This is a genomic window from Wolbachia endosymbiont of Protocalliphora sialia (assembly GCF_053891855.1).
Genome location: NZ_JAIUJX010000007.1, coordinates 45,105 through 52,786, shown reverse-complemented (window position 1 = coordinate 52,786; position 7,682 = coordinate 45,105). Strand labels below are relative to the sequence as shown.

6 protein-coding genes and 1 pseudogene are annotated in these 7,682 nt (G+C 32.8%); 4 read left to right on the top strand and 3 right to left on the bottom strand.

What is annotated here, in order from left to right; all coding sequences use genetic code 11:
- Positions 1–795 precede the first annotated feature (795 nt).
- The 3 genes from LB100_RS04055 to LB100_RS04045 are packed head-to-tail and all read left to right on the top strand — an operon-like array spanning position 796 to position 3,306.
- Positions 796–1,722 (top strand): ABC transporter substrate binding protein, encoded by a 927-nt coding sequence (locus LB100_RS04055; RefSeq protein ID WP_208571533.1) that lies wholly within the window; start codon positions 796–798, stop codon positions 1,720–1,722.
- Positions 1,723–1,728: 6 nt separating this feature from the next.
- Positions 1,729–2,568, top strand: coding sequence for an ABC transporter permease (locus LB100_RS04050; protein ID WP_208571534.1), 840 nt, complete (start codon positions 1,729–1,731; stop codon positions 2,566–2,568).
- Between the two features lie 9 nt (positions 2,569–2,577).
- The gene (locus tag LB100_RS04045; RefSeq protein WP_208571703.1) at positions 2,578–3,306 is read left to right on the top strand and encodes an ATP-binding cassette domain-containing protein; all 729 of its coding nucleotides are present in this window, start codon (positions 2,578–2,580) and stop codon (positions 3,304–3,306) included.
- Between the two features lie 606 nt (positions 3,307–3,912).
- On the opposite strand, the gene LB100_RS04040 is transcribed toward LB100_RS04045, so the two are convergent.
- From LB100_RS04040 to LB100_RS04030, 3 genes and pseudogenes are all read right to left on the bottom strand, one after another.
- A complete protein-coding gene (locus tag LB100_RS04040; protein WP_456201511.1) occupies positions 3,913–4,479 on the bottom strand; it encodes a hypothetical protein in 567 nt (188 codons plus the stop codon).
- A gap of 51 nt (positions 4,480–4,530) precedes the next feature.
- Positions 4,531–5,454 (bottom strand): annotated as a pseudogene (locus LB100_RS04035) (recombinase family protein); the annotation flags it as partial.
- Between the two features lie 12 nt (positions 5,455–5,466).
- On the bottom strand, positions 5,467–6,813 hold the full coding sequence (locus tag LB100_RS04030; protein ID WP_456201510.1) for an IS110 family RNA-guided transposase: 1,347 nt from the start codon (positions 6,811–6,813) through the stop codon (positions 5,467–5,469).
- Positions 6,814–7,052: 239 nt separating this feature from the next.
- Here LB100_RS04030 and LB100_RS04025 point away from each other — a divergent pair, with 239 nt between their 5' ends.
- A complete protein-coding gene (locus LB100_RS04025; RefSeq protein ID WP_456201514.1) occupies positions 7,053–7,664 on the top strand; it encodes a TenA family protein in 612 nt (203 codons plus the stop codon).
- The last annotated feature ends 18 nt before the right edge of the window (positions 7,665–7,682 follow it).

The window sequence follows — 7,682 nt, the reverse complement described above, 5'->3', positions numbered from 1 at the left end:
ATAGACGAAAACAAAACTTTTGGAATATCTGAACGCAACATAGCCACCACCTTAATTAATTAGATTATCAATTACATTTTAAGTATAGTATTCTATCTTTAAAACTTGTCAATCATTATTGTAGAAAATTTTCTAACCCAAAGTAGTTTTAGGCAAAAGTCTCTTAAGAAGGTCGGTACGGGATTTTTCTTTACCTTCAAATTCTGTTTTCATTATGAGTTTGCCTTAAATTCCTCCTTAAGAAAATTAGTATTAATCTAACAACGTATTTTACTAATAGCTTAAATAATATAGCCATTTTCAGTGCTCAAAACCAGGGACGGTGAGAACAATTTTTCTTGGAATCAGTTGGTCTACCATGTGTACCATACGAACTTTTTTATATGGTAATTTCACTGTAAGCTAAAACCAGCTATATTGGATCACTTTCGCTAAATCTACGTACGAACTGGTTTGCCTAATTTTGTTGTAATAATTTCAAGCTTTTATTTTTACAACCCTATTTTTACGCAACGCGTTCTCGTAAATATACGTACTATTTTTGTGTTTTTGGGGAAAGTAAATAATTAAATCCTTTACGACGCTAATTCGCAGTATGTTTCTAATGCTATTTTCACTGCTTCAAATATAATTGACATTATATTTAAAACATATTAGACTTAGTTATATAATAATAGAATTTATATATATGATATCTGTAGAAATTAATAATTTAAATCAAGGATGGCGTTGGCGTAAATAATTTTACATCAATTTTAGGCTTTGTTTGAATTGTAGTTTTTATAGGGTATCACGATGTTGTTTTCCGTCATTTTTAAAGCTTTCTATTATAAGAAGTATCTTTTAGCGTTTCTATCTGTCCTGTTTTTTACTGTTGCAGTTTATGCTAATCATAAAAATATTGGTATTATTGTACCTCTTGAACATGAAGCAATGACTCAGATTGTTAATGGAATTAAAGAATCGTTGCAAGACCAGAGTGTTAAAATTACAGTTAAAAATGCTCATGGGGATCCTAATGTTTTACTCACAATAATTAAGCAAATGCAGCAGCAAGACATACTCATGCCTATTGGTTCTTCTACCTCTCTAATGACTATTTCTCATATAAAAAATAAACCTATCGTTTGTGTAGCTGCAGCAATAAATAACAAAAATCATCCCTTGGTGACCGGGGTTAATGATGAAATATCGATAATAAAGTTAGTTGATAAACTACCATCGTTGTATGATATAACATTATTATATAGTAGTAGTGAAAAAGTAGCACCTGCAGTAAAAGAATTAAAATTATATGCAGAAAAAAATAATATTGTTCTCCATAAAATGATGATAAATAACTTGACTGATCTCCCGCTAGCGGTAAAAAATAGCCCTAAAAATACGCAAGCTTTTCTAATCTTAAAGGATCATTTACTAGCAAGTGGCATAAATATCTTAAAACAAGAAGCGGATAATAGATCAATTCCTATAATTGCTTCAGATGAAGGGTCAGTAATTGACGGTGCAACTATAGCAATAGGAGTACGAGAAAAGGAAATTGGAGTTAATAGTGGATTAATTGCCAAAGATGTTTTAAACGGCATTCTCCCTAAAAATATTCCTTTTAAGCTTATGGATAGTTTAATGCTCTTTATTAATTCTAAATCATTTTCTAGACAAAAGATTCTAACTAAACTTGAAATATCTTCTTTACCATTTCAGCGTATAGAAATTGAGTAACAAATAATGGACATACTATTTATAGCGTTAGAACAGTCCTTTTTAATACTACCTCTTATTTTGGGGATGTATATAAGTTATGAAATTATGAAAATTACAGATTTAACTGTTGATGGTACTTATGTTTTAGGGGCCGGTATATTTGCCCGTACCATTGATTTTGGGCTATTTCCAGCATTAATATTTAGTATGCTTGCAGGTATGATAGTTGGAAGCATAGTTAGTTTTATGCAAAAAAATGACCGTATTGATAGTTTAATAGCCGGAATACTTGCAAGCTTTATGCTATATTCGGTTAATCTGCGAATACTTAGACGCCATAATATATCAATATTAGGAACGCCAACGATCTTATCATTATTTAATTTAGAAAATTGGTTGATTCCACTAACTATAATCAATTGTATTATCATTATATCACTAGTATTTTTACTAAATGGAAGGTTAGGATTATTACTTCGAGCATTTGGCTATAATAAAAATTTATTGGGTATTTTAGGGAAAAGACCGGAAGTTTATCGAACTATAGGTCTTGCATTAAGTAATGGATTCGCGGCTCTAACAGGTGCGCTTGCTGCTCAAGTAAATGGATTTGCGGATATTAATATGGGAATAGGACTTGCGCTTACTAGTGTTGGAGCTATTGTCATCGGATTACATATTTTTAGAGGTAATCCTCAGTATTTTCATATTTTTATGCAAGTAATTGCATGTTTTGTCGGAATATTTTTTTACTTTGTAAGCCTTAGCAGCATATTGCATATAGGAATTGATCCTGTAAATTTGAAGCTTGTTTTAGGGGTAATATTATTTATATCCTTGCAACGCAATAGGAATTATGGATAAAGAAAAAATATGGAATCTTATTTATATGCTAAAGAAATTGAGTTTAAAGTAACGAACCGTGATAAACCAATAATTTATGATACTACCCTTAATATTGACAAAGGTGAATTTGTAGTGTTACTTGGGGCCAATGGAAGCGGTAAATCTACCTTAGCTAAAATACTAGCCGGCTATCTTGCACCAACGAAAGGAGAAGTATTTTTAAATCAATTACCTATTGATAAAATCTTACCTATCCAAAAGGCTTTTATGGTTGTTACTTTAACCCAAAAAGCTGAAGATAGATTATTTACTGAATTAACTCTGGAAGAAAATATTCTTCTATGGGAAAGTAGGTTCCCAAAGAATGAGCGTTTTACAAGTAAAGAAGTAATTTCTAAAACCTATGCCCCTAAAAAATTTTTATCTCTTTTAAATCAACCGATAAATAATTTTTCTGGAGGAGAGAAACAAGCTATTTTATTAGCCCTTGCAATTAGTCATCCACCTCAAATTTTATTTCTGGATGAACATACAGCAAGTTTAGATCCGAAAGCTTCTAAAGAAATTATTGCGATAACAGCTAAAGTAATAGAAGAACATAACATCACTTCAGTAATGATAACTCATAATTTAGAGGATGCTGTAAATTATGGCAAAAGGATTATAGTATTGGATAATGGGCGAATAGTAATAGATAAAGTAAAATCTTTTAATTTTTACTTAAAAGAGTTAAAAGAAATTTTGAACTCTCTATAACAAAATTGATTTATTAGTAAGTATGGTTGTAGCTTTACTTTTGGAATATTCAAAAAAGCATACGCGTCAAGTTAAGGAAAAGTAGCTGATAAAAAGGGGCAAATGCTTTTAAGTAGAGTATCATCTCTTTGCATTTGATGGCGGTAAATAGGCACAATGTTGTTACTGGCAGGTGTAGCTAATTAAAAGTAGAAGCATCAATGTCAGTGAAGTTTAAAAAATACAAAAGTTAGAAAAATTATGCTTGCATTGGTTTTCTATCTACTATACATAATATTTCTATAAGCTGGGGAAAGCGTATTAAGTGAAGGTATTTTAAAACTTGAGCATGGTTATGGTAAGGCAGAAGTAAACAATCAAAAAAGCCAGAGAAGAGTAATAGTTTTAATGCGGTGGGCTAAGAATGGGGCTTTGTTATGGTGTTTGTCTATATAATATTTGGTGTACTTTTTATTGTTATCTTCTCTAATTTGTTAGACTCTTAATAAATGGAGTAGAATGTTAAAGGCTCCATAAGCTCAAATTAAGAAAAAATGACAGTGGGGCTAAGGTAAGTGATATTAGGTTAATAATTTAAGAGATTTTTTAGAGAAGTTATCTTGGCACTTATGGTTTTTGAGTATACGCTGGATTTAAAGAAGACTGAATATCTTCCACTTTCTCGAGCTGGGTATTGGGCTTTATAGCATTATACAGGGCAAAACCCATACAAACCAACCCAATAATCCCGCCAATTACCGCTATAACGTGTACTTTGGAATATTCAATCAGTAGATAAGATGCAACACAACTTACCAATAATACCGCACCAACAACACCAGCCAGGATTGCTTGTCTTTGCTGCGTTGTTTTTGTTGATGATTTCTCTTCCACAGCATCACATGGCTTTATTTCATTTGAAGGAAAGTCATTGGGTACATTGGACGTCTCTATTGGAGCATCTTGAGTCTTTTCGCTGGTTTCACATGTAGGCTGAGATATATTAATATTATCACTATTCTTATTGATATTTTTACATAGCTGAGTGTCAATTTCTGCAGCTTTATCAGCATTAGCGATCTCTTTTACCTCAACTTCTTCTGGAATATTAGAGTTCCTTGATTCCTCTATGACAGCTTCTTTTGCAGTAGTGGTATCTTTTCTATTTTTAACTTTCTGGTAATACCTCTCCATATTTTCTTCGGTGTTCTCATGATGTTTTTCTCCTTGTTACTTTTATAAACGTTACATCGCTAATCCATAAAATTTTTCTACCTGCTCACTCCACAGCATCGGTATTTCCCTCAAGTCAGCTAACTTTAAACCCCTTCGCTGTCTCCCATTTACTATATCTTCTTTAATCTTTGGTGCTAAATAATTCAACCTTAAAACTTGCTGTATTCGTCTTGTACCTATATTAATTTTGGCACTCAGTTCCTTCACACTTCTATATTTTCCTTCTTCTAGTTGACGTTTCCAGGAATGGGCTCTTACCACTGCTTTAAGTAACGCATTGTTTGTTTTTCCTTCTGGCTCTACTACTGTGCATTTGTTTCCTTTCTTTTTTAACCACATTGGTATAAATTCCACCTTATCCTCTAAACTCACCTCTATTCCATCTTCTTTTACCATTACTCCTTTTATTAACTTTTTTACTACTTCTTTCTGCTTTCCAAAACTTAAATTTTTCCATTCTTCCGCTTTTTCTCCCCATTTTTCATATAAATCTTCTGCTCTCTTTATTACCTCTTTTTCCACTTCTCCAGCAACTATTATTCGATTTATTGATTCACAATTCTTTCCCCTTAAGTGATTATTACATATGTAGTATCGATACCTTTTATTCTCTTTTTTTGAGTACGTTAGCGTCATATTTACATCACAGCTCTTGCACTTAATTATTCCCTTTAACAGTGCTTCCTCATATTTTGCTTTTCTATATGGTTGATTCCTTATTAATTCTTGTGCTTTTTTCCACTTTTCCTCTTCTATTATTGCTTCATGCTTTCCTTCATACTCTTTCTCATAATGCCTGATTTTTCCCATATATATTGGATTTGTTATTATTCTCCTTACTGTGGACTTTTTAAAGATATCTGCTTTCGTTCTGTAACCTTGACTATTCAATTCCCTTGCCAGTTCTGCCATTGACTTCAGCTCCAAATATCTTCTAACAAACTCCTAAGAACCTTTTTCATCTATCGGCTCCTCTTTCATTAGTATATAACCAAATTCCTTTGCTTTTTTAAGCAAATTTTTGACTACTCTCTCTTTGTAAAGTGTTTCATAATAGTTCATTCCTTTCTCTACATATTCTTGTCCATATTTCAACATTTGATAAAAGATACATGCTAATTTCCTTGCTGTCGCAGTTATTGCTTTTGGTGCTCCTAGCCTTTTTTTCAGCCTTCTACTATATGCACCTATTGCACTTTTGCTTCTCAACACACAATGGGCAGCCATTCGAAATGCATTCGCAGCGCGGTTAATAACTTTACGAGTTCCTGTTCCAACAATTTTTCCTCCTGTAATTTTATTAGCAGGGCTTAATCCAAGCCAGGAAGAAAAATGTTTTTCTGTTGGCCATTTATTATGATTTATACCTGTTTCCGAAATGATAGTTTGTACACTTAATACATCAAATCCCGGGACTTTAGTAAAATCTATCCCGGTTATTCGATTTAAATCCTCATCCGCAGCAAAATCTGGACCATTCTTCTGCTTCCGCTTTCGTATTTTATTCAACATCCTGTTCTCATTTGACTTTGCCTCAAATGTTTTATAGTAACTCTCTATACTTTTATCACATTCCGTTATTTGCTCTTGAAAAAAAGTATATGCTGCATATTCTTGTTTTAGTGCAAACAAGTGTTCTTCTCTATAGTCTTCTGTTAATGCTTTTGCTATAGTAGGCTTGTCATTCTTCATGTTTGAATTTCTAAATTCAGCTAGTTTTTGGGGGTCTTTCTCTCCTTCAATTATTGCTTTAATAATTTTCATGCCTGTTAAACCGTTGATATCACTAATAACCTTATGCAATTGAATATTCATTTGAATTAGCGCTTTTTGCATACGTTGAGTATGTTTAGCTGCATTTTCAATTAGATTAGCACGTTGTCTAACGTAACTACGCAATACACACATTTGATTATCCGGTCTAAATGATCCTTGAAGCAGTCCATAGCTGTGCAATTGTTGCAGCCATTGACAATCCTGAACATCAGACTTTCTACCAGGCACATTTTTGACATGTCGCGCATTTACTAGTTTTACCTCAAATTTATATGATTCTAATATTTGAAATAAGGGAATCCAATATACTCCAGTTGACTCCATGGCCACAGTTCTAACCTGACACTTTTTTAACCACTTTGCTAAGTTGTGTAGATCTACTGTAAAGCACCCAAATTTTTGGATACGTTGTTCATCTCTTCCTTCAGGTACACATATATAATGTACAGTCGAGCCAATATCAATCCCTGATGCGTCAGGGTTTATTATTTTTAATTTACTTTTTGCTTCTGCCATATAAAATTCCTCCTATACTATTATGATAAGAAGCACTTCAGCTTGGGACGGTTAGGTTATACAATCTTCTAAACGAGGTAGTCCAGAAAGAACTCCATCAATGGCTTTACCGTTTCCCCCAAAACCATGCTTTCAAACGGGCATTTATAGCACCATTGATTGTTTCGGTTATAGCTGCAGAAGCGCTTCTTCGTAAAACTATATCCAAAAAACATAAAGTAAAGAGAAAGAGTTTCTTTTTGGTTTTACAGATTTCGTCTGTTCAGGCTTTCAATGTTGAATTGATGAACAATACGCTAGATTATGAAAAGTTTAAATTTTATCTTCAGCAGGATTTTTTATATTTAGTGGACTGTACTCGTGCTTTATTGATTATTGCAGCTAAAGTTCATGACATTGAAATAATGAGCAGCTTAATAAATGTGGCAAGAGGAACATTTGATGTTCGGAGGCAATATAAAGAACATTTTGGAGATTGTGATTTATCTGATAATCACAAAAAATCAAGAGCCTGTTCTGCCTTTACTGACTTTTTCATGCGCGCTGCATATCACAGTTCTGTTGCTGAAGCTTTATCAGCATCTTACCCTTGCTTTAACATATACCAAATCATTCTACATAATATGATGAGTGAGGTAACACCTGATGAGGTTAAAAATAGCAAGTACGAAGGATGGATCAATATTTACAATAGCAAAGCAATGAATGCTGCAATTGATGAGTTTACTAATGTTATGAATAAATTTTATAAGAAAGCTGGCGATTGTGAAAAAAGAAGGATGCATGAGTTTTTTAAGAGAGGTTTAGAGCTAGAAATATTGTTTTGGGATGAGATGTATTCTCTAGCATAGTCTGTAGTATTAACACTA